The sequence below is a fragment of the Rhodococcus sp. LW-XY12 genome, assembly GCF_019317345.1.
Classification (GTDB): Bacteria; Actinomycetota; Actinomycetes; order Mycobacteriales; family Mycobacteriaceae; genus Rhodococcus; species Rhodococcus pyridinivorans.
The window spans coordinates 3,339,777-3,363,910 of the sequence record NZ_CP079225.1; the positions used below are offsets into that span (position 1 = coordinate 3,339,777).

At 69.8% G+C, this 24,134-nt stretch carries 22 protein-coding genes; 6 read left to right on the forward strand and 16 right to left on the reverse strand.

What is annotated here, in order from left to right:
• Positions 1 to 5: 5 nt before the first annotated feature.
• The 7 genes from KXC42_RS15570 to KXC42_RS15600 all read right to left on the reverse strand — a co-directional run bounded on the left by KXC42_RS15570 (position 6) and on the right by KXC42_RS15600 (position 7,051).
• Positions 6 to 1,031 (reverse strand): methionine synthase, encoded by a 1,026-nt coding sequence (locus tag KXC42_RS15570; RefSeq protein WP_219129245.1) that lies wholly within the window; start codon positions 1,029 to 1,031, stop codon positions 6 to 8.
• A complete protein-coding gene (mnmA, locus tag KXC42_RS15575) occupies positions 1,028 to 2,107 on the reverse strand; it encodes a tRNA 2-thiouridine(34) synthase MnmA (protein WP_033097734.1) in 1,080 nt (359 codons plus the stop codon). The genes KXC42_RS15570 and mnmA overlap by 4 nt, the downstream gene beginning before the upstream one ends.
• The gene (locus tag KXC42_RS15580) at positions 2,104 to 3,339 is read right to left on the reverse strand and encodes a cysteine desulfurase family protein (protein ID WP_006554560.1); all 1,236 of its coding nucleotides are present in this window, start codon (positions 3,337 to 3,339) and stop codon (positions 2,104 to 2,106) included. Before KXC42_RS15580 ends, mnmA begins: the two co-directional genes overlap by 4 nt.
• Before the next feature lie 58 nt (positions 3,340 to 3,397).
• Positions 3,398 to 4,201 (reverse strand): 1-acyl-sn-glycerol-3-phosphate acyltransferase, encoded by an 804-nt coding sequence (locus KXC42_RS15585; protein ID WP_006554561.1) that lies wholly within the window; start codon positions 4,199 to 4,201, stop codon positions 3,398 to 3,400.
• Positions 4,202 to 4,284: 83 nt separating this feature from the next.
• Positions 4,285 to 5,115: a GNAT family N-acetyltransferase gene (locus KXC42_RS15590; RefSeq protein ID WP_006554562.1), complete on the reverse strand. Its 831-nt coding sequence runs from the start codon at positions 5,113 to 5,115 to the stop codon at positions 4,285 to 4,287.
• A 148-nt stretch (positions 5,116 to 5,263) separates the two neighbouring features.
• Positions 5,264 to 6,220: an electron transfer flavoprotein subunit alpha/FixB family protein gene (locus tag KXC42_RS15595; protein WP_006554564.1), complete on the reverse strand. Its 957-nt coding sequence runs from the start codon at positions 6,218 to 6,220 to the stop codon at positions 5,264 to 5,266.
• 45 nt (positions 6,221 to 6,265) lie between these two features.
• On the reverse strand, positions 6,266 to 7,051 hold the full coding sequence (locus KXC42_RS15600) for an electron transfer flavoprotein subunit beta/FixA family protein (protein WP_006554565.1): 786 nt from the start codon (positions 7,049 to 7,051) through the stop codon (positions 6,266 to 6,268).
• A gap of 223 nt (positions 7,052 to 7,274) precedes the next feature.
• On the opposite strand from KXC42_RS15600, the gene KXC42_RS15605 reads away from it, so the two are divergent.
• Genes KXC42_RS15605 through KXC42_RS15620 form a run of 4 tightly spaced genes read left to right on the forward strand, consistent with a single transcriptional unit; the run spans position 7,275 to position 11,405 of the window.
• On the forward strand, positions 7,275 to 8,075 hold the full coding sequence (locus KXC42_RS15605) for a class I SAM-dependent methyltransferase (RefSeq protein WP_006554566.1): 801 nt from the start codon (positions 7,275 to 7,277) through the stop codon (positions 8,073 to 8,075).
• Positions 8,076 to 8,101: 26 nt separating this feature from the next.
• Entirely contained in the window at positions 8,102 to 9,622 is a 1,521-nt protein-coding gene (locus KXC42_RS15610; RefSeq protein WP_039586065.1) for a glycoside hydrolase family 57 protein, read from the forward strand.
• Entirely contained in the window at positions 9,619 to 10,866 is a 1,248-nt protein-coding gene (locus KXC42_RS15615; RefSeq protein ID WP_006554568.1) for a glycosyltransferase family 4 protein, read from the forward strand. The genes KXC42_RS15610 and KXC42_RS15615 overlap by 4 nt, the downstream gene beginning before the upstream one ends.
• Entirely contained in the window at positions 10,863 to 11,405 is a 543-nt protein-coding gene (locus KXC42_RS15620; protein WP_024101406.1) for a GNAT family N-acetyltransferase, read from the forward strand. Before KXC42_RS15615 ends, KXC42_RS15620 begins: the two co-directional genes overlap by 4 nt.
• Before the next feature lie 13 nt (positions 11,406 to 11,418).
• On the opposite strand, the gene KXC42_RS15625 is transcribed toward KXC42_RS15620, so the two are convergent.
• Positions 11,419 to 12,921 (reverse strand): amidase, encoded by a 1,503-nt coding sequence (locus tag KXC42_RS15625; RefSeq protein WP_219129246.1) that lies wholly within the window; start codon positions 12,919 to 12,921, stop codon positions 11,419 to 11,421.
• A 34-nt stretch (positions 12,922 to 12,955) separates the two neighbouring features.
• Positions 12,956 to 13,714: an acyltransferase gene (locus KXC42_RS15630; RefSeq protein ID WP_033097730.1), complete on the reverse strand. Its 759-nt coding sequence runs from the start codon at positions 13,712 to 13,714 to the stop codon at positions 12,956 to 12,958.
• A 93-nt stretch (positions 13,715 to 13,807) separates the two neighbouring features.
• Between KXC42_RS15630 and KXC42_RS15635 the strand changes: the two genes are divergently transcribed.
• The gene (locus KXC42_RS15635) at positions 13,808 to 15,124 is read left to right on the forward strand and encodes a PQQ-binding-like beta-propeller repeat protein (protein WP_219129247.1); all 1,317 of its coding nucleotides are present in this window, start codon (positions 13,808 to 13,810) and stop codon (positions 15,122 to 15,124) included.
• A 24-nt stretch (positions 15,125 to 15,148) separates the two neighbouring features.
• Here KXC42_RS15635 and KXC42_RS15640 read toward each other — a convergent pair whose 3' ends face one another.
• The 5 genes from KXC42_RS15640 to KXC42_RS15660 are packed head-to-tail and all read right to left on the reverse strand — an operon-like array spanning position 15,149 to position 19,836.
• On the reverse strand, positions 15,149 to 16,306 hold the full coding sequence (locus KXC42_RS15640; RefSeq protein WP_006554573.1) for a hypothetical protein: 1,158 nt from the start codon (positions 16,304 to 16,306) through the stop codon (positions 15,149 to 15,151).
• Positions 16,307 to 17,284: a class I SAM-dependent methyltransferase gene (locus KXC42_RS15645; protein ID WP_019288412.1), complete on the reverse strand. Its 978-nt coding sequence runs from the start codon at positions 17,282 to 17,284 to the stop codon at positions 16,307 to 16,309.
• Positions 17,285 to 17,337: 53 nt separating this feature from the next.
• Positions 17,338 to 18,117 (reverse strand): enoyl-CoA hydratase-related protein, encoded by a 780-nt coding sequence (locus KXC42_RS15650; RefSeq protein WP_019288413.1) that lies wholly within the window; start codon positions 18,115 to 18,117, stop codon positions 17,338 to 17,340.
• A gap of 10 nt (positions 18,118 to 18,127) precedes the next feature.
• Positions 18,128 to 18,961, reverse strand: a complete 834-nt coding sequence (locus KXC42_RS15655; RefSeq protein ID WP_006554576.1) for an NUDIX hydrolase — start codon at positions 18,959 to 18,961, stop codon at positions 18,128 to 18,130.
• A gap of 44 nt (positions 18,962 to 19,005) precedes the next feature.
• A complete protein-coding gene (locus tag KXC42_RS15660; protein ID WP_006554577.1) occupies positions 19,006 to 19,836 on the reverse strand; it encodes an ABC transporter ATP-binding protein in 831 nt (276 codons plus the stop codon).
• A gap of 73 nt (positions 19,837 to 19,909) precedes the next feature.
• Here KXC42_RS15660 and glgX point away from each other — a divergent pair, with 73 nt between their 5' ends.
• Complete coding sequence (gene glgX / locus KXC42_RS15665; RefSeq protein WP_219129248.1) at positions 19,910 to 22,042, forward strand: glycogen debranching protein GlgX; 2,133 nt, start codon at positions 19,910 to 19,912, stop codon at positions 22,040 to 22,042.
• 27 nt (positions 22,043 to 22,069) lie between these two features.
• Here glgX and KXC42_RS15670 read toward each other — a convergent pair whose 3' ends face one another.
• Both KXC42_RS15670 and serB read right to left on the reverse strand, forming a co-directional pair.
• Positions 22,070 to 22,912, reverse strand: a complete 843-nt coding sequence (locus tag KXC42_RS15670) for a peptidyl-tRNA hydrolase (protein ID WP_006554579.1) — start codon at positions 22,910 to 22,912, stop codon at positions 22,070 to 22,072.
• Entirely contained in the window at positions 22,905 to 24,134 is a 1,230-nt protein-coding gene (gene serB, locus KXC42_RS15675; protein WP_033097727.1) for a phosphoserine phosphatase SerB, read from the reverse strand. The genes KXC42_RS15670 and serB overlap by 8 nt, the downstream gene beginning before the upstream one ends.

Below are 24,134 nucleotides of genomic sequence, written 5' to 3' on the forward strand. Positions count from 1 at the left end.
AATACTCAGAGCGTGTCGGCTTCCTCAGCGAAGGCCGACGCGACGTCGCGCAACGAACGCAGAGCGGCCCGTGCCCCCTCCGTGGAGGCCGAGGCCAGCCCGCAGACCGGGCTCACCGCCACCGATTGCAGCACCTTCCTGGGGAACCCGAGCCGGTCGATCAGCTCGACGGCCGGTGCCGCGTACTCGCGCCAGCCCATCGAGGCCGGTGCGGTGGCGGGCACGAGTCCGAGTATCGGGACCGTGCCCGAGTCGAACAGTTCCCCGAGTCCGTCGAGGTCGGAGCGTCGCACGCATCCGACGTCGAAGGCCACAGCGTCGGCAGCGCTGCGCCGCAGGAAGTCGGCCGGGAAGGTGCCCGCGCAGCAGTGCACCGCGACGGAGAGCCCAGTGCCCCGAATCGTCGTGTCGAGCACGTCCAGCGCTTCCGGGTCCGGCACGGCAGGGACGGTCTCGAGGACGGTCCGGCCCTTCAGCGTTCCGGCGAGCACATCCGGCAGCGACGGTTCGTCGAGTTGCGCGACCACCTGAACCCCGAGCCGGCGGGTGATCTCGGCGGCGTGTCGGGCCAGGCCCTCCGCGAGCGATTCGGCCAGGTCGCGAACGGCGCCGCGGTCGGTGAGCACCCGGCGTCCCGTGGCGAGTTCGACGTGGGCGGCGAGGGTGAGCGGCCCGGCAGCCTGCACCTTCACGGGGCGGCCGGCATCCAGCCCGGCGCGTTCCCAGGCCTCCTCGAGCGCATCGAGGTCCTGGGCGAGCAGGTCGCGCGCCCGGGCGGCCACACCGCCGCGTCGCGACACGAGGCGGTAGCCAGTGGTCGAGGTGTCGAGGTACATGTCGACGAGCAGGGCGCTGACCCGCCCGATCATGTCGGCACCGAGGCCGCGTGCCGGCAGTTCGACGAGGTGGGGCAGATCCGTGAGTTCGCCGACGACGACCGCCGCGGCCTCGCGCGGGTCCGTCCCGGGCCACGAACCGATGCCTGTCGCGAGACCGGACCACACCTCTCGGCCGGTGGCAGGTGCCGTCACCGGTCCCCTGCCGCGATGGTTCCGCTGCCGAGGACGATGTCGCCCGCAGCGTCGGACCGGTACAGCACGGCGGCCTGACCGGCGGCGACACCGGTGAGCGGTTCGCGCAGCGAGATCTCGATGCCCGGACCCACCGCTTCGGCGACGGCCGGGGCCAGGCCGCCGTGAGCGCGGACCTGGACGACGCACTCGATCGGTCCGACAGGAGCGGTGCCGGAGGTCCATACGGCGCGCTCGGCCCGGATCGACTCGACCTTCAGCTGTTCGGCGCTGCCGACCCGGACGGTGCCGCTCTCCGGTTCGATCGCGGTGACGTAGCGGGGGCGTCCGTCCGGTCCGGGCCCGGCGATACCGAGTCCCTTGCGCTGGCCGATGGTGAAACCGTGCACGCCCTCGTGCTGCGCGAGCACCTCACCCGAACGGTCGTCCACGACGGCGCCGGGACGCACACCGATCCGGGCACCGAGGAAGGCGCGGGTGTCGCCCGACGGGATGAAGCAGATGTCGTGGCTGTCGGGCTTGTTCGCCACCGCGAGTCCGCGCTCGGCGGCCTCCTCGCGGATCCGGCTCTTGGGGGTGTCGCCGACGGGGAACACCGCGCGCGACAACTGCTGCGCGGTGAGCACGGCGAGTACGTACGACTGGTCCTTGTCGGCGTCGACGGCGCGGCGCAGCACCCCGTCGTTCAACTGCGCGTAGTGACCGGTGGCGACGGCGTCGAAGCCGAGCGCGACGGCACGGTCGGCCAGCGCCGAGAACTTGATCTTCTCGTTGCAACGCAGGCACGGGTTCGGGGTCTCACCGGCGGCATAGGACGCGACGAAGTCGTCGATCACGTCCTCCTTGAAGCGGTCTGCGAAATCCCAGACGTAGAAGGGAATTCCGAGCACGTCGGCGGCGCGGCGAGCATCGCCGGCGTCCTCCTTCGAGCAGCATCCGCGCGAGCCGGTGCGCAGTGTGCCCGGCGCGGCCGACAACGCGAGATGCACTCCCACGACGTCGTGTCCGGCCTCGACCATGCGGGCGGCGGCGACCGCCGAGTCCACACCGCCGCTCATTGCCGCAAGAATCCTCATCTCCGGTCACCTCCTCGTCCACCGGCGCTCGCCAGTCCGGCGGCGCGAGCCCTGTCCACCACGGAAGGGAGAGTTTCGATCAGTTTGTCGATGTCACTGCGGGTTGTGGTGTGCCCCAACGAGAATCGGAGCGAACCGCGTGCCGTGATCGGGTCCGCCCCCATCGCGACGAGTACGTGACTCGCGCGCGCGACCCCGGCGGTGCACGCCGAACCGGTCGAGCATTCGATACCGGCCGCGTCGAGCAACATCAGCAGCGAGTCGCCTTCGCATCCGGGGAACGTGAAGTGCGCGTTGTTGGGCAGTCGTCCGACCTCGCGAGGACCGTTGAGGATCGCGTCGGGAATCGCCGCCTCGACACCCGCGACAAGAAGATCGCGCAGGTGCGCGAGTTCGGCGGTGCGGCCGGGCAGATCCGAGGTGACCTCGCGCAACGCCGCGGCCATCGCCACGATGGACGCGGTGTCCTGCGTCCCGGACCGCACGTCGCGTTCGTGGCCCCCACCGTGGGCGAGCGGCACGCACGGTACCTGCCTGCCGAGCAGCAGCGCTCCCACTCCCTGCGGACCACCGAACTTGTGAGCGGCCAGGGTCAGCGCCGACAGTCCGCTCGCGGTGAAATCGACTGGGAGATGCGCGACCGCCTGCACGGCGTCGCTGTGCATCGGGACGTCGAACTCGGCGGCGACCGCAGCGAGTTCGGTGATCGGCATGACGGTGCCGACCTCGTTGTTCGCCCACATCACGGACACGAGGGCGACCTCGTCGGCGTGGCGCGAGAGTTCCTCGCGGAGCGTGGTGGGATCGACGCGGCCGGAGCCGTCCACCGGCAGCCACGTCACCTGGGCATCCTCGTGCTCGACGAGCCATTCGACGGCGTCGAGCACGGCGTGGTGTTCGACCGCGCTCGCGAGGATCCGGCGACGCCGGGGGTCCTGGGCGCGGCGACCCCAATAGATGCCCTTGACGGCCAGATTGTCGCCCTCGGTGCCACCGGAGACGAAGATCACCTCGGAGGGCCGGGCGCCGAGGGCGGCCGCAATCGACTCCCGCGACTCCTCGACGCGCCGGCGCGCTGCGCGCCCCGATCCGTGCAGGGAGGACGCGTTTCCGACGGTGGCGAGGACCGACGTCATCGCCTCGACGGCCGCAGGAAGCATCGGCGACGTCGCGGCGTGATCGAGGTAGACGGTCGTGGAGGTACCGGAGGGACCGGCGGCGGGCGAGGTCATGACCGATCCAGGATAGCGGGTCGGCGCAGGTGCCCGCCGCGCTCAGGGGGGTCGCCCGTCAGGCGGCGTCCACCGTCCGTGCCGTTCCACCGGCCGGTGAGCCGCCGACCGGCAGGAATGTCACGGCCTCGACCGGGCGCTCGGCACGGACCGCGCGGGCGCATCGGGCTGCGAGATCGTGCCGGTCCCGACCCGGATGTTCGAGCGGAGCGAGCACGACTTCGACGACGACACCGCGGTTCCGGATCATCCGCCGGATCGAGGAACCGATCGTCTCGTCACCGACGAAGGCCGGCGCGGCGGTGAGGTCTCCCCCGCGCTCGCCGTATCGCAGGCCGACGGGCTGGACGGGGCACTGCGCGTCCACGGCCGCCTGCAGCAGGGCGGGGCGGAAACCGCCGTGGGACCGTCCGCATCGCGTCGTGCCCTCGGGGAAGACGGCGACGCACCCGCCCTCCAGCAAGCGGGTGCGTACTCGCTCGATCACGGCGGGCAGCAGTCGCAGTCGTTCCCGTTCGATGGGGATGACACGCATCCGGCGTGCGAGCGCGCCCAGCAGGCCCCAGTCGAGCAGGTCCGCTCGTGCGACGAACTCCGCGGGAGCGACTGCGGTGAGGACGAGGACATCCGTCCACGAGATGTGCGGTGCAACGACGAGCACGCCCCCTGCGCGCGCCCGTCGGTCACGCCGATCGTCGATCGTCGGACGGATGCCTACGCACCACAACAACAGGCGCGCACTGCGCCGCACCGTGCTCTCCCGACGCGCCGCGGGAATCATCCGTCCTGCCAGCAGGAGCGGCACCACCGTCAGCACGACCGCGACCGTCGCGATGCGCAACCACACCGTCGGCAGACCCACACGATCCGTCCCGTCCGGCAGGCACCGGATCCCGCACGGACTCGACGGCATCCACGCGTGCACCCGTGTCGTACCGACCCGAGTCACCGCGACCCCCGCTCGGCACGCTCGGCGGCCGCGCGCAGGCGGGCGAGATAGCGGGTGTCCGCCCGGTCCACGGCTAGTATCGCGACGAAGTCGGCGACCCCGAAGTCCGGATCGTGGGCCGGTTCACCACAGATCCGGGCACCGAGCCGCAGGTATCCGCGCAGGAGCGGCGGGACCACGGGACGCGGCAACGGAGCGATCTCGTCGAGCGGGTGGCCTTCGACCATCACGGGATTCAGCGGTCGGACCCGCGCTGCGGGTTCGACGGCGTGTCGTTCGAGCAGCAGGTCGCGCACGGCCCGAACGTTCGACGCCTCGGGTTCGTCGGGCGTCGTGCGCATGGGCACCGAGACGCATCCGACGACCTCGTTGTGTCCGGTCGCCTCGAGATAGTGCAGGATGCCGGCCCACATCAGGGTGAGGACCGATCCGGAACGGTGGGCTGGATCGACGCAGGCCCTGCCCATCTCCACCAGGCCGCGCCCGTGTGGGTCGAGTGCGGAGAGATCGAATTCGGTGGCGGTGTAGTACCCACCGGCCTCGCGGGCGGCTTCGGGCGGCAGCATCCGGTAACAGCCGACGACGTCGTCGGTGACCCGATCGCGCACCAGCACGTGGTCGCAGAACTCGTCGAACCGGTCGGCGTCGGATCCGCCCCCCGCATCGGGGATCCGGAAGCCGGGTTCACCGGAGAAAACCCGGTACCGAAGGCGTTGCGCAGCCAGGCGATCCGACGCTTCCGTCGACACGACGAGGGAGTAGCGGGGGCCGGACAGGACGGGAGCGGTGAACCCACTCGGGCGGTACAGCACCGGCGATGTGGTCATGCCCCAAGGTGTAACGACCGTGGGAGGCGCGCCGGCGGCGACGGGGTGTCGCGGCGATGCATCGCCGATGAACACTCCCGCAGAATGCACGCGGCCCCGCTCCTTTCGAAGGAGCGGGGCCGCGCAGGGATCGATCTGCCGGAGCGGATCAGCCCTTGTGCTTCTTGACCTCCTCGGTCAGCTGCGGAGCGACGTTGAACAGGTCGCCGACGACGCCGTAGTCCGCGATCTCGAAAATCGGGGCCTCTTCGTCCTTGTTGACGGCGACGATGGTCTTCGACGTCTGCATGCCGGCGCGGTGCTGGATGGCGCCGGAGATGCCGAGCGCGACGTACAGCTGCGGGGAGACCGTCTTACCGGTCTGACCGACCTGGAACTGGCCCGGGTAGTAGCCCGAGTCGACGGCGGCGCGGGAAGCACCGACGGCGGCACCGAGCGAGTCGGCGAGCTCCTCGACGACGGAGAACTTGTCGGCCGAACCGACACCGCGGCCACCGGAGACGACGATCGACGCCTCGGTCAGCTCCGGACGGTCGCCGCCGACGATCGGATCGCGCGAGACGATCTTCACGGCGTTCTCTTCCTGGGCCGGAACCTCGACGGCCACACGCTCGGCGGCGGCAGCCTCGGGCTTGGCCTCGATGGCGCCCGGGCGGATGGAGATCACGGGGACCTCACCGTTGGCCTTGGCGTCGACGGTGAACGCGCCACCGAAGATCGAGTGCACGGCGGAGCCGTCGGCCTTGACGTCGACGACATCGACGAGCAGACCGGAGCCGATGCGGGCGGCGAGGCGGCCCGACACCTCCTTGCCTTCGACGGACGCGGCGGTGATGACGGCGGCGGGGCTGGTGGACTCGACGAGCGACGCGAGGACGTCGACCTTCGGGGTCACCAGGTAGTTGTCGACGTCTTCGGACTCGGCGGCGTAGACCTTGACCGCACCGGCGGCGGCGAGGGCGTCCTGCAGCGCGTCGGCGGTGCCGGGGGCACCTGCGACGACGGCGGAGGGCTCGCCGAGCACACGCGCGGCGGTGATGAGTTCGGTGCTGACCTTCTTGAGCGCGCCCTCGGCATGCTCGACGAGCACGAGTACTTCTGCCATTACTACTTCTCTCCTAGATATGTCAGATGTTGTCGCGGGGCGCGATCAGATGATCTTCTGGCCGACCAGGTACTGAGCGATCTTGCTGCCGCCGTCGCCCTCGTCGGTGACGCGCTCACCCGCGGTGCGCGGGGGCTTCGGAGTCACACCGGTGACGGTGGACGCAGCGTTCGCAACACCGAAGATCTCGGGATCGAGACCGATGTCGGCGAGGGTGAGGGTCTGAACTTCCTTCTTCTTCGCGGCCATGATGCCCTTGAAGGAGGGGAAGCGGGGCTCGTTGATCTTCTCGGTGACCGAGACGATGGCGGGGAGCGGAGCCTCGATGCCGAAGACGCCCTCGTCGGTCTCGCGCTCGCCGGCGGCCTTGCCGTCCGCGATCGTGAGCTTGCGCAGGTGCGTCAGGTGAGGCAGGCCCAGGTACTCGGCGATGATCGCGGGCACGGCGCCCACGCGACCGTCGGTGGCCTCGTTACCGGCGATGACCAGCTCGACACCCTCGATCTGGCCGAGCGCAGCGGCGATCGCGTACGCGGTCTGGATCGAGTCGGAGCCGTGCATGGCGGGATCGTTGAGGTGGATCGCCTTGTCGGCGCCCATGGACAGCGCCTTGCGGATGGCGTCGGTGGCGCGGTCCGGGCCGGCGGTCAGAACGGTGACCTCACCGCCGTCGCGCTCCTTGATGAGCAGAGCTTCCTCGACGGCGCGCTCGTTGATCTCGTCGAGCACGGCGTCGGCGGCCTCACGGTCGAGCGTGTAGTCGCCGTCGCTGAGCTTGCGCTCGGACCACGTGTCGGGGACCTGCTTGATCAAAACGACGATGTTCGTCATGGGTCTGCGTCGACCTCCTGTGTGTAGCTGCCTTTGGTCGGCAAGGCGCTGCCTGAACCGAGCACTCGTGTCTTTCGCACGGCGTGTGCGATAGATTATCAGCCGCTAAGTTACCAGTCAGTAACTTGACGGGATTCCCGGTTCACCATAGCCGTACGGAAGGACGACGAAACCTGTGATCTGGAACACCGGAGACCACCCCTCCGGGGAGAGGTCTAATGTCGTGGCGGTGAGCGACACCCCCGCCCGCGCCGATGACGCGCACGCCCTCCCCCTCACCGGCGAACGGACGGTCCCCGGCATCGCCGAGGAGAACTATTGGTTCCGACGTCACGAGGTCGTCTACCAGAACTTTCTCCCCCGTTGCGTGAACCGGGCCGTGCTCGAGGCCGGCGCCGGCGAAGGCTACGGGGCCGACATGATCGCCGATGTGGCGACGCGCGTGATCGGCCTCGACTACGACGAGAGCGCCGTCGCACACATCCGCGCGCGCTACCCCCGCGTGGACATCCGGCACGGAAACCTCGCCGAACTTCCCCTCGAGGACGAATCGGTCGATACGGTCGTGAACTTCCAGGTGATCGAGCATTTGTGGGATCAGACACAGTTCCTACGCGAATGTCACCGCGTTCTCACCCCCGGCGGCGAATTGCTCATCAGTACTCCCAACCGGATCACCTTCTCCCCCGGCCGCGACACCCCGCTCAACCCCTTCCACACCCGTGAGCTGAACGCCGCCGAACTGACCGAACTGCTCGAGGACGCCGGCTTCCGCGTCGAACTCATGACCGGCGTGCACCACGGCCCCACGCTGCGCGCACTCGATGCCAAGCACGGCGGATCGTTCATCGACGCCCAGATCGAGCGCGCCCTCGCCGGGCAGCCGTGGCCGGACGATCTCACCGCCGACGTCGCGATGGTCTCCACCGACGACTTCGCCATCGTCCCCGAGAACATCGATGCGAGCCTCGATCTGGTCGCGATCGCCGTGAAGGACCCCGCAGCGAAGGACACCGCTCCGTGAGTGCCGCATCGTCCCGCGAACCCGGGATGTTCGCGCTCGTCCTCCACTCCCACCTCCCGTGGCTCGCCCACCACGGCCGGTGGCCCGTCGGCGAGGAATGGCTCTACCAGTCGTGGGCAGCGACCTATCTGCCCGTCACCGACGTGCTGCGGCGGCTCGCCGCCGAAGGCCGAACCCGGATGCTCACACTCGGCATCACCCCGGTACTGGCCGCGCAACTCGACGACCCGCACTGCCTCGCCGGGATGCACCACTGGCTCGGCAACTGGCAACTGCGCGCGCACGAGGCGGCCGGCATGCGGGAGGAGTCCTACCGCGCACTCGGCGCCCGCGAGCACCGCGCCGCCACCGCGGCACTGGAGGACTTCGAAACCCAATGGCGCCACGGCGGATCCCCCGTCGTGCGGCAGCTGATCGACGCCGACGCGATCGAACTGCTCGGTGGGCCTCTCGCCCATCCGTTCCAGCCCCTCCTCGACCCGCGACTGCGCACCTTCTCGTTGTCCGAAGGTCTCGCCGACGCGCACGCCCGCTGGAACCATCGCCCCCGCGGCATCTGGGGCCCGGAATGCGGTTACACGCCGGGCATGGAGAACGATTACGCCGCAGCGGGAGTCGAGCACTTCATGGTCGACGGTCCTGCGCTGCGCGGCGACACCTCGCTCGGCCGCACGGTCCGCGACTCGGACGTCGTGTGTTTCGGCCGCGACCTGCAGGTCTCGTACCGGGTGTGGTCGCCGAAGTCCGGCTATCCCGGCCACTCCGCCTACCGCGACTTCCACACCTACTGCCACGACACCGGACTCAAACCGTCCCGCGTCACGGGCCGCACGGTGCCCTCGCACGAGAAGGCGCCCTACGATCCCGAACTCGCGTCGCACGCCGTCGACCGGCACGTCGCCGACTTCGTCGAGACCGTCCGGCAGCGATTGCGCAGCGAATCCGGCCGCATCGGCCGGGACGCACTCGTCGTCGCGGCCTTCGACACGGAACTGTTCGGCCACTGGTGGTTCGAAGGTCCGATCTTCCTCGAACGACTGCTCCGCGCGCTTCCCGAGGCCGGCATCGAGGTGGGAACCCTCGCCGATGCCCGCGACCGCGGATACGTCGGCGCCTCCGTCGATCTCGAGAATTCGTCGTGGGGTTCGGGCAAGGACTGGCGGGTCTGGGCCGGCGACCAGGTCGCCGATCTCGTGCGTCTCAACGACGAGGTGGTGCGCACGACCCTCGACAGCATCGACAAGTCCCGCGAGCAGAGCATGTCGTCGGTCGCGCTCCGCAACCGCGTGCACGACCAGATGGTGCGCGAAGCGCTGCTGACGGTCTCCAGCGACTGGGCGTTCATGGTCAGCAAGGACACCGCCGCCGCCTATGCCCGCGACCGCGCGCACAAACACGCCCACGCCCTGCGTGAGATCGCCGAGGCGGTCGACTCCGGACGCACCGAGACGGCACGGCGTCTGGCCGACGGATGGAACCGCGCCGACAATCTCTTCCCAGGACTCGACGCCCGACGACTGCCCGGACGCCACGGAGGCCCGCGATGAAGATTCTGCTCGTCTCATGGGAGTACCCACCCGTCGTCGTTGGCGGCCTGGGCAGACACGTCCATCATCTCGCCACCGAACTCGCCGCGGCGGGCAACGAGGTGGTGGTGCTGTCACGTCGCCCGACCGGCACCGATGCGTCGACCCACCCCACGATCAGCCACATCGCCGACGGCGTGCTCGTGGTGGCGGTCGCGGAGGACGCACCCCACTTCGACTTCGGCGAGGACATGATCGCCTGGACGCTGGCGATGGGCCACGCGATGGTCCGCGCCGGGATCGGGCTGACCCGCGGCGGCATCGGCGAAGGTTGGTATCCGGACGTCGTCCACGCCCACGACTGGCTCGTCGCCCACCCCGCGATCGCGCTGGCCGAGTACTTCGACGTGCCGCTCGTGTCGACCCTGCACGCGACCGAGGCCGGTCGCCACAGCGGTTGGCTGTCGGGCCGGATCAACCGCCAGGTGCATTCCGTCGAGTGGTGGCTCGCCAACGAATCCGACCGTCTCATCACGTGTTCGGCGTCGATGCACGACGAGGTCACCGAGTTGTACGGTCCGGACCTGCCGGAGATCTCCGTGATCCGCAACGGCATCGACATCACCACCTGGTCGTACCGCGACCGCGAACCGCGTCCCGGGCCGGCACGACTGCTGTACGTCGGCCGCCTCGAATACGAGAAGGGTGTGCAGGACGCGATCGCCGCGCTCCCCCGCATCCGCCGCTCGCATCCCGGCACGACCCTCGTGGTCGCCGGTGAGGGCACCCAGTTCGAGTGGCTGCGCGAGCAGGCACGCGTACACCGCGTCGCACGCTCGGTGAGTTTCCTCGGCAACCTCGACCACACCGAACTGCTCGGCTGGCTGCACGGCGCCGACGCGATCGTGCTGCCGAGCCGCTACGAGCCGTTCGGCATCATCGCCCTCGAGGCCGCCGCAGCGGGTACCCCGCTCATCGCGTCCACCGCCGGCGGCCTGGGCGAAGCCGTGGTCGACGGCGTGACCGGACTGTCGTTCCGGCCCGGCGACGTGGCCGGACTCGTCTCGGCCGTCCGGGAAACCCTCGACGATCCCGAGGCCGCCCGAGTGCGCGCGCGGGCGGCCCGGGCACGACTGACCGACGACTTCGACTGGCGCCGCGTCGCCGAAGAAACCGCGCAGGTCTACTCGTCGGCGAAGCGGCGGGTGCGTCACCCGCTCGCACGCCCCACTGTCCCCCAACGTCCCCTCCCGGACCGCGGATGAACGAGCAGCACACGCTCCAAATCGAGCGCCTGGCACCGCACGAATCCGATATCGTCGCCGTCACCGCACTGCTCAACGCGGTCTACGCGGTGGCCGAGGACGGCATGTGGGTACCGGGCACCACACGGACCGACACGGACGAGATCACCCGATATGCGCGGGAGGGCAGCATTCGCATCGCCCGCTCGCACGGCCGGGTGGTCGGCTGTATCCGCGTGACCCCGGTCGACGCGACGACGGCCGAGTTCGGGATGCTCGCCTCCGACCCGAAGGTCCGCGGCACAGGCGTCGGCCGCGTCCTGATCGACACCGTCGAGACGGAGTTCGCCGAGCGAGGTTTCGAGGCAATGCAACTCGAGGTGATCCGTCCGCGCGACACCTCACACGAGTCCAAGGTGTTCCTCGACCGGCTCTACACCCGGCTCGGGTACGTGCCGGAGGAGCCCGCGCCGCTCGATACGCGCCATCCGGAACTCGTTCCGGCTCTTGCGGTCCTATGTGAAACGGTCGTCTACCGGAAGCCACTGGGCCGACCCTGAGTCGACCTTCGACTCACGAGGTAGCGGACAACTCGGCCGGAGCGAGCGGCGGCTGCCGATCGAACCACGGCCGGGCCTGTTCGAGTTCGCCTGCGAGGGCGAGGAGCACACTCTCCCCACCGAGTGGGCCGACGAACTGCACCCCGAGCGGCAGACCGGACACCGTCCAGTGCAACGGCACCGAGATCGCCGGGCGCCCGGTGATATTGGCCAGCTGCGTGTAGGGGGTGCGCCCCAGATTGTCGTCCACCACCCGGTCGATGAAACCGGCCCGGGTCGCGATCCACGCGGTGCGGGTACGCAGGAGCGCCTCGCCGGCACGCCGCATCCAGCGGGGCGTGTCGAGTTCGCCGATGCGCGACGGCGGGAAGGCGAGTGTCGGCGTGAGCAGCAGATCGTAGCGTTCGTGGAACTGCGCGAGACCGCTCGCGTACTCGGCCCAGCGGGCATGGGCCGCAATGTAGTCCGACGCCGAGGTCGCCTTGCCCACGGCGGCGATGATGCGGGTGTCGAACTCGAAGTCCTCGGGTCGTGCTCCGGTGAGGCGGCAGGCCTCGGCGACCTCCGCGGCAGCCGTGGCGAACCACATGATGAGGAAGTCCTCTGCGAGACGCCGTTCGTCGATACCCGTCGAGGCGGGTTCGACGTGATGGCCGAGTTCCTCGAGCACCGCGACGGCAGCGTCCACCGCGGCCTTCGCCTCCGGATCGACCGGCGTCCCGATCGGTGACGCGGTCTCGTATCCGATCCGCAACCGCTTCGGCGCCGAGCGCGCGGCCTCCGCGTACGACCGGGCACGCTCGACGCGATACGGCCCACCCGCGTACGGGCCCGCCATGACGTCGAGGAAGGCAGCGGCGTCGCGCACCGTCCGGCAGATCACCCCGTTGGTAGCCGCGCCGTGCAGCGGTTCCCCGCCGCGCATACCGGTGGGCACGAGTCCGCGTCCGGGCTTGAGCCCGAGGAGCCCGCAGCAGGCGGCGGGAATGCGGATGGAGCCGCCGCCGTCGCTCGCTCCCGCCGCGGGAACGACGCCGGCCGCGACCGCCGCGGCGGAACCACCCGATGACCCGCCCGGCGTCACCGACGGATCCCACGGGTTTCGGGTGGCCCCGAACGCCTCGGGCTCGGTGATGCCCTTCGCCCCGAACTCGGGGGTGTTGGTCTTGGCGAACGGGACCAGGCCGGCTCCGAGCCACCGGTCGACGATCACCGAGTTCTCGTCCATCGGCAGGTCCGCGAGGACACGGGACCCGCACGAGGTCGGCTCACCGGCCAGATCCTGCCCCAGATCCTTGAGCAGGAACGGCACCCCGGCGAACGGACCGTCGAGCGGTTCGCGTGCCAGGACCCGGGCCTTGTCGTCGAGCCTGCGGACGACGGTGTTCAGTGTCGGTTCGACCGTGTCGAGCCGCGCGATCGCGGTCTCGAGCAACTCGCTCGCCGATACCTGCCCCGTCGCGACGAGTTCGGCCGGGCCGGTCGCGTCGTGACTCCGATACTCCGAGTAGTCCATCTGCTGTCCCCCGACAGTGTCCCGGCCCGCGTCGCTACTGGGGGACGCCCGCGGGCGTGTCTACCGACTTCTTCCGTGCGATATCTGCGAGCGCCGCTTCCCGGGCGGCACGCTCGGCAGCGGCGCTCTCCCACGCCACCTTACGGTTCTTCACGACCTTGGCGGGCGAACCCACCGCGATACTGAAATCGGGGATGTCTCCCTTGACGACCGCGTGCGCTCCGAGCACCGAACCGCGGCCGACCCGGGTGCCGCGGAGCACGGTGACCTTCGCGGCGATCCAGGTGTCCGGACCGATCCGGACGGGGCTCTTGACGATGCCCTGGTCCTTGATCGGGTAGGTGATGTCCTCGGTGCGGTGGTCGAAGTCGCAGATGTAGCACCAGTCTGCGACCAGCGTCGACGCGCCGATCTCGATGTCGAGATAGGTGTTGACGACGTTGTCCTTGCCGAAGACGACCTTGTCGCCGATCCGGAGCGAACCCTCGTGGCAGCGGATGGCGTTGCCGTCGCCGATGTGGACCCAGCGGCCGATCTCGAGGCGCGACAGTTCGGGCGTCGCGTGGATCTCGACGTTCTTGCCCAGGAAGACCATGCCGCGCAGCACCACGTGCGGATTGGCCAGCCGGAACTTCGCCAGGCGGTAGTACCGGACCAGGTACCAGGGCGTGTACGCCTTGTTGTCCAGCACCCATTTCAGAGAGGACAGCGTCAGGAATCGTACCTGTTCGGGATCCCTCCGACGGGACCCGCGCCACCTCGCCGTCAGAGGTGCACCCCACATGCTCGTCATAGGGGCAGCCTACGGTCCGCCTCGTTCGCGGCTCACGACCCCCGGCCCGATACGCTGACACGTCGAATCGTTCGCCTGTGGAGGAGTTGAGTGATGCGGGGTGTCCTGCGGACCGCGGTCCCGGCGCTGACGGTGGTCTTCGCGCTGAGCGCGTGCGGCGGTGGGGCCGGCACCGACGACGTGTTGTCGAGCGGTGGCTGGCCGGGACGGCACTCCGATGCCCGCAACAGCAACACCGCGACCGCCGAGAGCGTCGACGACCTCGCGCCCGGCTGGACGCGTCCGCTGGGCGGCCCGGTCGGCTCCCCCGCCGGGATCGCGGCCAACGGCCAGGTCTCGGTGGCGGCCGCGACGGAGGCCGGATGCAATCTGTTCTCCTTCCAGATGGACACGGGCCGCAAGCGCTGGTGCACGCGTCTCGCCCCGGCCGTCACGACGATCACCCCCGTCTCCGACGGCGTCGCGAACATCTACGTCGGTGAGGACGGCGGACTGCTGTCGTTCAACGAGCACGGCCAGCGTCGCTGGCGCATTCCCGTGAGCGGCAGCCCCCGCAGCGCACAGTTCACCTCCGACGGAAGCCTGTTGGTGGTCACGCATTTCGGTCAGGTCAACGTCGTCGACCCGCAGACGGGACAACTCGAGGCACCGCTGTTCGATCTGGTGCCGGTGCCGACCCTCGAGGACGGGCAGAACCTGCCGCGACTCGCGAGTGATCACGGCCTCCCCGCCTGCTTCGGGGGCTCGGAGGACTGCCCGGTCGCCACCACCCCGGCCGTCGACACCGCCACCGACCGTGTCTTCGTCACCGTGTGGCGTCCGGGTTCGGACAGGTCGGCGCTCGTGGCGCTGCGCTACACGGCCGGTGACGACGCCGTGGTCATCGAGGAGTGGTCGGTACCCGACCTCCCCGGAGGTGCGGTGACGAGTCCGGTTCTGTCTGCTGACGGTTCGACCGTCTACGTCCACGACGGGGAGGGTGCCCTGTGGGCGCTCGACGCCGAGACAGGCGAAGCGCGATGGACCCACGAGACCGGCCGTTCCACGGCGCTCGGTCCCGCCGTCACCGAGGACGGACTGCTGCTCCTCGCGTCGGCCGACGGCAGCGCCCCGCTGACGGCCCTGCGCGACGGCGGCGACAGCGTCGAAGTCGAGTGGGAGCGGGCGGACGTGACTCCGTACGGTGCGCCGGCGGTGACCGCCGACGGCCGGGCCTATGTGGTCGTCGACGGCGATCGGGGTCTCGCAGCGGCGGTGCTCGATCTCGCGGACGGAGCGACGATGGAGGAGGAACCCCTCGATCCCGCCACCGGACTGCCGGTCGGCACCGGCGTCGGCCCGGGCGGGGAGTTCGTGATCACGACCCTCGACGGGGACGTGGTGGTGCTGCGCGAACCGCAGTCCGTGTGAGGACGGCCGCCCGTGTGAGGGCGGTCAGCGCGACGGCGTGCAGACGAAGGCTTCCGGCGTCCGGCCGATGCGGGTGAGCACCACGCTGAGCGAGGCCGACCCGCGCAGTTTCAGGCGCGGACGCAATACCGCCGGGTCGACGTCGACGCCGCGCACGAGGATCTCGACCGCGCCGCAGTCGTGGCGGGCGAGCGCCTGACGGAGTGTCTTCTCGCTGTACTTGAGACGCTCGACGATCCGGAAACCCCGTACTCCGTCGGGCAGGCTGTCGCCGGTGAGATAGGCGATCCGCGGGTCGAGTTGCCACAGTCCGTGGGCTGCCGCGTAGTGGCGGACGAGACCGGCGCGCACGATCGCGCCGTCGGGGTCGACGATCCACTCCCCCGGCTCCCGTTCCGGGATGTCGTCGTCCGCGGCGTCGGTGATCTCGAAACCGGTTCCGTCCGAACGCAGTACTGCAGCCCGTCGGCGCACGCCGGGAGTGCTCAATCCCGGCGAGTACAGGCACGCTTCGCGGACTCCACCGTCGAGCGAGACGACCTCGACCTCACCGGCCCAGTCGAACGAGTCGAAATCCAGTCCCGGTGCGCACTTCACGGCGAGATCGCGGCCCGCGTAGGCGTCGAGGAGATCGGGCAGCGGTGGTTGCAGCGCGGCCGGATCGTGGGTCCGTCGCCCGCCCGAACGGCGTGCGGGATCGGCGATGACGGTGGTGCCTCGCGTGACCGGACGCAGGGCGTCGGCGCGCAGGAGGTACGCCCCGGGGACGTTGTGCGCGGCCATCGCCAGCCGCACGTCGTCGAGATCGCTGCCGATCACGGTCTCGGCGACCCCGACGAGTTCAGTGAGCTCGGCGCCGATCGAACACGTCACGTCGTGCACTGTGCGCCCTCGCAACCGCTTCGCGCGGTGGGCCGCGACGCGCGTGGGCGTGGACTGCTGCAGAGCGTCGTCGGTGAGCACCCACTCGCCGCCGCCGGCGATCTTCGCCTCCGTCTTGCGCCGCAGGATGACGGTTTCGACCAGCATTCCGGCACGATCGCCGAAACGCGTACGCGCCCAGCCGATGTCGGCGAGGCGCGTACGCGTCGACAGCTCCCGGTCGGCGACGCTCGCGAGAGCGTCGCGGCCGTCGTCCGACGTCAGGTACTCGACGTCGGCGAGGGTGAAGTCGTAACCCAACTACTTGCCGGGCTTCACACCGGTGATCATGACGTTGTAGAAGAAGCTACGGGGCACGACGTGCTCGAGGATGTTCTCGTCGACCCAGCTCAGCGCCTTCCAGCCACCGAAGGCGAACTTCGCCCAGTTCCAGCCCAGCTTCTCCTGCGGGACGGCGGCCTCGAAGGTGCGCACCGGCCAGCCGAGCAGGGCCGCGGCGAACTCCTCGCTCGACGCCTTGACCTCGACGGCTCCGGCCGAGGAGGCCAGCTTCTCGAGATCGGAAGGATCGAAGGTGTGCAGATCGACGACGGCCTCGAGGGCGGCCGCGCGGGACGACTCGTCGAGCTCGGTCTGCGGACGACGCCAGTCGCGCAGGAAAGGCAACTTGGTGATGTTGGTGGTGGCCTCCCACGTGACCCGGCCGAGCATGCGGGCGTAGAAGTTGCCGATCGTGCTGGGCTCACCGGCGAAGACGAAACGGCCGCCGGGCTTGAGCACGCGCAGCACCTCGCGCAGCGACTGCTCGACGTCCGGGATGTGGTGCAGCACGGCATGGCCGACCACGAGGTCGAAGGTGTCGTCGTCGTACGGAATGGTCTCGGCGTCGGCAACGCGGCCGTCGACGTCGAGGCCGAGATTCTCGGCGTTGCGGAGCGCGACCTTCACCATGCCGGGCGACAGGTCGGTCACCGAACCGGTCTTCGCGACCCCACCCTGCATGAGGTTGAGGAGGAAGAAGCCCGTGCCGCAGCCGAGTTCGAGTGCGCGCTCGTAGGGCAGCGGCTGATCGCCGGCCGCGGCGACGAACCGCCCCTTGGCGTAGTCGATGCACCGCTCGTCGTACGAGATGGACCATTTCTCGTCGTACGTCTCGGCTTCCCAGTCGTGGTAGAGCACCTGGGCTAGCTTGGTGTCCTCGAGCGCGGCTGCGACCTCTTCGGCAGTGGCGTGCGGATTCGGCGCGGGGTCGACCCCGTCGGTCCTGCTGGCAGTCATGCGGTGATCCTACTCATCGGTAAGCTGTGGACAAGTGCAGGTGCCGGTCGGCATCACTCGCCGACGAACTTCGCCTTGCCCGGCCCGTTCTCGATGAACGATTCGAGGCCGATGGTGCGGTCCTTCGTGGCGAACAGCGCGGCGAAGACGTGCTGTTCGATCTTCAGACCCGTATCCAGATCGGTGTCGAGGCCCTGGTCGATCGCGGCCTTCGCAGCGGCGAGCGCGCGCGAGGCGGCGCCGGTGAACTGCCCGGCCCAGCGACGCGCAGCCTCGTAGACGTCGTCGGGGGCGACGACCTCGTCGACCAGACCGATCGACAGGGCTTCGTCGGCGCCGACGAAACGACCGGTGAAGACGAGATCCTTCGCCTTCGCCGGGCCGACGAGCCGAGCCAGTCGCTGGGTGCCGCCGCCACCGGGGATGATGCCCAGCAGGATCTCGGGCGTGCCGAGCTTGACGTTGTCGCCGACGATGCGCCGGTCGGCGCCGAGGGCGAGTTCGAGGCCACCACCGAGGGCGTAGCCGGTGATCGCGGCGACGGTGGGCTTGGGGATGTCGGCGATCGACCCGAGGGCCGACTGCAGGTCGCCGACGATCTCGCTCATCTGCACGTAGCTCAGGTCGGCCATCTCCTTGATGTCGGCGCCGGCCGCGAACACCTTCTCGCCGCCGTAGACGATCACCGACTTCACGTCGGACCGGACGGTCGCCTCGCGCGCAGCGGCCCGGATCTCCTCCTGGAGCTGCCGGTTCAACGCGTTCATCGGAGGGCGGTCGAGACGGATGGTGCCGATGCCGTCGGAGACGTCGAGGGTCACGAATTCAGCCATGGTCCTCAGCCTAGATGTCGGAGCGCTGGGCCCACGGATGAGTACCGACCTCGTAGTAGGCCTCGTCCCCGTCGAACGCGATGTGGACCGCCCCGTCGCGACGGCTGATGATCGGCAGGATCGGCTCGATGACCGGATCCGCTGCCATGAGGTCGGCGACCGTGGCGAAGCCAGACAGGATCGACAGCTGACTCCACGTGGGCGGGAGCAGGATGCACCGGCCCGACCGCCAGTCGGCGAGGGCCTCCTCCGCGGTCTGCCACTGCACCAGATCGGTCTCGCTGGTGTTGCCGTCGGCCCGCTGTCCTTCCGGTACCGCGGCGACGAAGAAACGCGTATCGTAGCGGCGCCGCTCCCCCAGCGGGGTGATCCAGTTCGCGTGGGGACGCAGCAGGTCGGCGCGCAGCACCAACTGTTCCTTCTCCAGGAAGTCGCCGAAGGACAACTCGCGCGCTTCCAGCAGACGACGCGCCTCCGCGTAGTCACCGGTGTCGGCCACCACCGAATCCTCGGTGGGTCCGGCGAGCAGCACGCCACACTCCTCGAAGGTCTCGCGCACGGCCGCGAGCACCAGCGCACGGGCCTGCGCCTCGCCGATACCGAACCGCTCGGCCCACCAGGTCACGTCCGGTCCGGTCCACCGCACCTCGGCGTCGGTGTCGGAAGTGTCGACACCGCCGCCGGGGAAGACGGTCATGCCGCCGGCGAAGTCCATGCCGACGACACGACGCTGCAGGAACACCTCGACGCCGCGCGCAGAGTCCCGCACGAGCATCACGGTGGACGCGTCGCGGATGGGTACCGCGGTGGGATCGAAGGTGGATGCCGAGCGATTGTTGGCCATGGCCTCAACCTAACCGATCGGTCCCGGCACCACCCGACCCGGAGTCACCGGCGGTGCCGTCCCGCCTGGCGGGTGCGGCGGGCGAAGAACCGGTCGTCGACCTTGTCGAGCGAGATGGACTGACTGAACGCCGCGCTGAGGTTCTCGGCGGTGATCACGTCGTCGAGCAGGCCCTGGGCGACCACACCGCCCTCCTTCAGGAGCAGCGCGTGCGTGAAGCCCGGCGGGATCTCCTCCACGTGATGGGTGACGAGCACGATCGCAGGGGCATCCGGGTCGGCCGCGAGCGTCCCGAGCCGGGCCACGAGTTCCTCGCGACCGCCGAGGTCCAGACCGGCCGCGGGCTCGTCGAGCAGCAGCAGTTCGGGGTCGGTCATGAGCGCCCGGGCGATGAGCGCACGCTTGCGTTCACCCTCCGACAGCGTCCCGTACAGACGGTCGGCGAGATGTTCCGCGCCGAGGCTCTCGAGCATCTCCACCGCGCGGCTCGTGTCGATGTCGTCGTACTGCTCGCGCCACCGGCCCAGCACGCCGTAGCCCGCGGAGAGCACGAGATCGGTGACCTTCTCGTCGTTCGGCACCCGGTTGGCCAGGGCCGCGGAGGACAATCCGATCCGGGGTCGTAGTTCGGACAGATCCGTCTTTCCGAACGTCTCCGCGAGGACGTGCGCGGTGCCGGAGGTGGGGAACGTCTCGGCCGCCGCGACCCGCAGCAGCGAGGTCTTTCCTGCCCCGTTGGGTCCGAGAACCACCCAACGTTCGTCGAGTTCCACCTTCCAGGTCACGGGACCGACGAGGACGTTCCCGCCGCGTCGGACCACTACGTCGTCGAATTCGATGAGCAAATCGGGATCAGGTTGTGCCACGCGGACCATCTTCTCTTACGCCCGAGCCCGAAACGCGGCAGGATCGGTTCCCGTGTCGTCCTCCGCATCCGAATCTGCTGTCGTGTCCGACTCGGTCGCGCTCCCCGACCGGGCCGCCTTCCCGCTCGGCCCCACCCCGGTCGACGGTGGGACACGCTTCGCCGTCCACGCCCCGCACAGCGACCGCGTCCAGGTCTGTCTCGTCGACGACGACGGGAACGAACACCGCGTGGACCTGCCCGACCGCACCTACGGGGTCTGGCACGGGGTGGTCCCCGGCGTCGGCGCCGGGCAACGGTACGGCTACCGCGCCTACGGGCCGTGGCAGCCGCAGTGGGGGTTGCGTACCAATCCGCACAAGATCCTGCTCGACCCGTGGGCCCGGCGGATCGTCGGCGACGTCGGTGATCCGGACCGGCTGATCCCCCACCAGGGTGACCCGTTCGGTGCGATGTCGAGCACCGACTCGCTCGGCCACACACCTCTGTCGGTGGTGACCCCCGTCCTGACGCCCATGCACGACAAACCCCGCGTGCCGTGGGAGAACACCGTCGTCTACGAACTGCACGTCGGTTCGTACACGGCCCGTCACCCGCTCGTGCCGCCGGAACTGCGCGGCACCTATCTCGGACTCGCCCACCGGTCGGTGATCGACCACCTGGTGGGGCTGGGAGTGACGACGGTCGAACTGCTCCCCATGCAGGCCTTCGTGACCGAGCCGTCGGTGCGTGCGCGGGGGATGCGCAACCACTGGGGCTATTCGACCGCCTCGTACTTCGCGCCGCATCCCGCCTACGCCGTCACGCCCGGCAACGAGATCGCCGAGTTCCGAACGATGGTCGACGCCTTCCACAGCGCCGGGCTCGAGGTGCTGCTCGACGTCGTCTACAACCACACGTGCGAAGCATCGGTCGACGGTCCGAGTCTGTCCTGGCGCGGTCTCGACGCGCCCGGCTACTACCTGCTCGACGCGCACGGACGGGACATCGACCTGACGGGGTGCGGCAACACCCTCGACGCGTCCTCACCGATCGTCGTGCGGATGGTGTGCGACAGCCTCCGGTACTGGGCGGACGTGATGGGGGTGGACGGCTTCCGCTTCGACCTCGCCAGTGCGCTGGCCCGTCCCCGCGGTGGGGCCTTCGATCCGCGAGCGGCACTGCTCACCGCGATCGTCACCGATCCCGTCCTCTGCGACGTCAAGCTCGTCGCCGAACCGTGGGACGCCACCGCACACGGTTACCAGCTCGGGAACTTCGGCGCGCAATGGGCCGAATGGAACGACCGCTACCGCGACACGGTCCGCCGCTACTGGGCGGGACGTTCCGGGATCCGCGAGATGGCGTCGCGGCTCACCGGTTCGGAGGACCTCTACGACAGGAACATCCGGCAGCCGTGGATGTCGGTCAACTTCGTCACCGCCCACGACGGTTTCACCCTCGCCGATGCGGTCTCGTACGAGCGCAAGCACAACGACGAGAACGGTGAGGAGGGCCGGGACGGGTCGAACAACAACGAGTCGGTGAACCACGGGGTCGAAGGGCCGACCGACGATCCGGAGATCCTCGCCGCCCGCGACCGGCACATCCGGGCGATGCTCGCGACGCTGCTGTTGTCGACGGGCACACCGATGCTGCTCGCCGGCGACGAGTTCGGGCACACGCAGAACGGCAACAACAACGCCTACTGCGTCCCCGAGGACGTCCCCGTCCGCGACGCCTGGCCGCTGGACTGGGAGCACGCCGACCGTGCGCGAACGGATTACGTGCGCGAACTGCTCCGCCTGCGCACGCGCGTCCCGGTGCTGCGGCAGCGACGCTTCTTCGAGGGCCGCGCCCGGTCCGTGGGTTATCCCGATCTCGTGTGGTTCGGCATCGAGGGGATCGAACTCGACGAGGATGCGTGGCAGGACGACAGTCGCCGCACGCTGCAGGGCTGGGTCGACGGCTCGCAACTCGGCACCGTGACCCGCACCGGCGTCACTCTCGAGGACAGCAGCGGGCTGTTCGTTCTGCATTCGGGCGACGCCGCCACGGTGACCCTCGCCGGACCCGAGTGGTATCGCGGCAACATCGTGTGCGTCTTCGATTCGAGTGCCCCCGACGGCAGGCCCGCGGACACCTCCCCGATGCGGGTGGGAAGTTCGTACCCGGTCGACGGTCCGACGGTGCTGATCTTCTGGATCGCGGACGACGGACCCATCGAGCAAGGATGATCCACGGCGGCACGACGCCGGTGGAGGTCAGGCTCGTTCGTCGACCGTGCCGGGCACCGCGATCACGGTGATCGAACCCGGGGCCACCTCGGTGAAGCCCGCGTCGCGGACCGCGACGGCCGTGCCGGCTTCCACGCGGGCGAGCAGCTCGCGCCAGGTGGCCTCGTCCGCATCGCGGACGGCACACGGGAATCCGTCGGAAGCCCAGGCGCGTGCGGTGTCGACGTCCAGTGCCCCCGCGAACAGCATCGCGGCGTGACCGACCTGCGCGGCCGCCTTGCCGACGGTCATCTCGAGGTCCTTCTGCACCCAGAGGACCGGAACGCCGTCCGCCGGTGGGGGCGGATCGTCGTGGGGCAGGTCGGTGCCACCGATCTGCAGGCGGGAGATGCGCGGGTCCAGTTCCCCCACCGGGCCGGGCACGAACGCCCGGGCCTGGGCACCGGCGTGGTCGACGGTGACTCCGTCGACGTCCTGCGCGGCACGCCAGTGCGCTCCGCGGGCGCGGCGGGCGACCTTCCGGATCCGCGCGTCGTTCCATGCGAGGAAGGGTTCCTGCCACGGACCGGGTTCGCCGTCCGGGCCGGGACCGACCCGCGGGTCGAAACACAGTGCCACGGTGGCCATCGCGGCGGCTTCGAGCACCGCACTGCGGGCGGGTGGATCGACCTTGGGGATGTGCAGCACGATCGGCATCGCCTGCACCTTCGCCGGATCCTCCGGGTCGGGCCGGTGCCCGTAACCGCGGGTGAGTACGCCGTGGCGCTCGGCGAAACCCGGATCCGAGGCCGGGTCGAAGACCCGATCGGGTGCGGCCTCGAAGACCGGCTCGGGCGCCGTGTCCGCGAAGTCGGGGTCCAGCTCAGACACTGCCGTCGATCGGGACGCGGCGCAGGGTTCCGTCGACGCGGTCGGCCGCCTCGATCTCCTCGCGGGTGACGCCGAGGACGAAGAGCACCGCATCGAGGTAGGGATACGACAGGGCGGTGTCGGCGACCTCGCGCAGGGCCGGCTTGGCATTGAACGCCACGCCCAGGCCCGCGGCCGAGAGCATGTCGATGTCGTTGGCACCGTCGCCGACCGCGACGGTCTGCTCGACCGGCACGCCCGCCTCGTCGGCGAACTCGCGGAGGGCGCGTGCCTTGGCGGCGCGGTCGACGATGTCGCCGACCACTCGCCCGGTGAGCTTGCCGTCGACGATCTCGAGCGTGTTGGCGCGGACGAAGTCGAGTTCGAGTTCGTGTGCGAGCGGGTCGATCACCTGACGGAAGCCGCCCGAGACGACGCCGCAGCGGAAGCCGAGCCGACGCAACGTCCGGATCGTGGTGCGGGCACCGGGAGTGAGTTCGAGCTGCTCGGCGACCTCGTCGATCACGGTCGCCGGCAGACCCGCGAGGGTCGCGACGCGTTGTTCGAGGGACTGCGCGAAGTCGATCTCACCGCGCATCGCAGCCTCGGTGACCTCGCGGACCTTGTCCTCGACACCGGCGTGCGCGGCGAGCATCTCGATGACCTCGCCCTGGATGAGCGTGGAGTCGACGTCGAAGACGATCAGGCGCTTGGAACGACGGGCGAGACCGCCGCGCTCCACCGCGATGTCGACGTCGAGGACCGCGGCGAGTTCGACGAGGGCGTGCCGCAGCGCGGCGTCGGCCTCGACGCTGGTGTCGGGCGCGGTGATCATCAGCTCGAGGCCGGTGAGCGGGTAGTCGGCGATGCCGCGGATCGAATCGATGTTCGCGCCCTGGGCCGCGAGGGTGCGGCCCACCGATCGCAGCGCCTTGGCACTGACCGGGCTGCCCAGCACGACGACGGCGTGGGTCGAGACGGTGCGGGCGCCGCGCTCGGCCCCGATCTGGACGTCGGCGTGCATGCCGATGGTGGCCATCGCGGACTCGACCTCGTCCTGCAACGCTTCGACATCGGTCGGGCAGACGAGGAGGACACCGAGGGTGAGCCGGCCACGGATCACGACCTGTTCCACATCGAGGAGGTCGACGTCGTGCCGCGTCAGCGCTGCGAAGAGCACCGAGGTCACGCCGGGATGGTCAGGTCCGGTCACGGTCACCAGCACCGTGCTGTCAGACGCCAC

What these genes read in the sequence shown, in the direction of transcription:
- mnmA (WP_033097734.1), bottom strand. Translation starts at nt 2,107, where the DNA reads ATGAGGATTCTTGCGGCAATGAGCGGCGGTGTGGACTCGGCGGTCGCC.
- KXC42_RS15580 (WP_006554560.1), bottom strand. Translation starts at nt 3,339, where the DNA reads ATGACCTCGCCCGCCGCCGGTCCCTCCGGTACCTCCACGACCGTCTAC.
- KXC42_RS15590 (WP_006554562.1), bottom strand. Translation starts at nt 5,115, where the DNA reads ATGACCACATCGCCGGTGCTGTACCGCCCGAGTGGGTTCACCGCTCCC.
- KXC42_RS15595 (WP_006554564.1), bottom strand. Translation starts at nt 6,220, where the DNA reads ATGGCAGAAGTACTCGTGCTCGTCGAGCATGCCGAGGGCGCGCTCAAG.
- KXC42_RS15600 (WP_006554565.1), bottom strand. Translation starts at nt 7,051, where the DNA reads ATGACGAACATCGTCGTTTTGATCAAGCAGGTCCCCGACACGTGGTCC.
- KXC42_RS15610 (WP_039586065.1), top strand. Translation starts at nt 8,102, where the DNA reads ATGTTCGCGCTCGTCCTCCACTCCCACCTCCCGTGGCTCGCCCACCAC.
- KXC42_RS15615 (WP_006554568.1), top strand. Translation starts at nt 9,619, where the DNA reads ATGAAGATTCTGCTCGTCTCATGGGAGTACCCACCCGTCGTCGTTGGC.
- KXC42_RS15620 (WP_024101406.1), top strand. Translation starts at nt 10,863, where the DNA reads ATGAACGAGCAGCACACGCTCCAAATCGAGCGCCTGGCACCGCACGAA.
- KXC42_RS15625 (WP_219129246.1), bottom strand. Translation starts at nt 12,921, where the DNA reads ATGGACTACTCGGAGTATCGGAGTCACGACGCGACCGGCCCGGCCGAA.
- KXC42_RS15630 (WP_033097730.1), bottom strand. Translation starts at nt 13,714, where the DNA reads ATGACGAGCATGTGGGGTGCACCTCTGACGGCGAGGTGGCGCGGGTCC.
- KXC42_RS15635 (WP_219129247.1), top strand. Translation starts at nt 13,808, where the DNA reads ATGCGGGGTGTCCTGCGGACCGCGGTCCCGGCGCTGACGGTGGTCTTC.
- KXC42_RS15645 (WP_019288412.1), bottom strand. Translation starts at nt 17,284, where the DNA reads ATGACTGCCAGCAGGACCGACGGGGTCGACCCCGCGCCGAATCCGCAC.
- KXC42_RS15650 (WP_019288413.1), bottom strand. Translation starts at nt 18,117, where the DNA reads ATGGCTGAATTCGTGACCCTCGACGTCTCCGACGGCATCGGCACCATC.
- KXC42_RS15655 (WP_006554576.1), bottom strand. Translation starts at nt 18,961, where the DNA reads ATGGCCAACAATCGCTCGGCATCCACCTTCGATCCCACCGCGGTACCC.
- KXC42_RS15660 (WP_006554577.1), bottom strand. Translation starts at nt 19,836, where the DNA reads ATGGTCCGCGTGGCACAACCTGATCCCGATTTGCTCATCGAATTCGAC.